Source organism: Mycobacterium sp. E2327 (assembly GCF_001672675.1).
Classification (GTDB): Bacteria; Actinomycetota; Actinomycetes; order Mycobacteriales; family Mycobacteriaceae; genus Mycobacterium.
In genome coordinates, this window is sequence record NZ_LZKE01000208.1 from 1 (window position 1) to 545 (window position 545).

Below are 545 nucleotides of genomic sequence, written 5' to 3' on the forward strand. Positions count from 1 at the left end.
TCAAGGATCTCGTTTTGATCGGCGTTGCGCTGTGGACGCTCGGCGACTCGCTCGCGGCTCGAAAAGCGTTCCCCTGACCAGCCGCTTGGCCGCGCCCAGCGCCGCGTGGTAGTCCTCGGGCGGCAGCGTGGCCGCCAGCTCGGTCAGCCCGTAGATCAACGAATAGATCGCTTCGACCGGACCCGATCTGGCGGCTCGTCCGACGATGCCCTCGATGATCTCGCGGAACGCCTGGAAGCCGGCGCCGTGCGCCCCGGGGTCGACGGCGCCCTCGGCGCGGATCGCCCACTCGAAGGCCGCCAGGTCGGGGTACTCGCGCATCAACCGGCCCGATTCGTCGAGCACCGCTTCGATCCGGTCGACGACGTCGCCGGGGCTCCCGGCCGCCTCGCGCAGCCGGGGCAACGCGACCTCGGTCCTTGCGGCGACGGCGGCCTTGATCAACTCGGACTTGTTCGGGAAGTAGTTGTACAGGCTCGCGCTGGTGACGTCGGCCGTGCGGGCGATCTCCCGGATGGTCGCGCGCGAGTAGCCGACGCCGGCCA

At 70.3% G+C, this 545-nt stretch carries 1 protein-coding gene; it reads right to left on the reverse strand.

Going from position 1 to position 545, the window contains the following annotated elements; all coding sequences use genetic code 11:
• Nucleotides 1-545, reverse strand: a 545-nt coding sequence (locus A5712_RS23665) for a TetR/AcrR family transcriptional regulator (RefSeq protein ID WP_068110656.1), incomplete at its 5' end; no start/stop codon positions are given.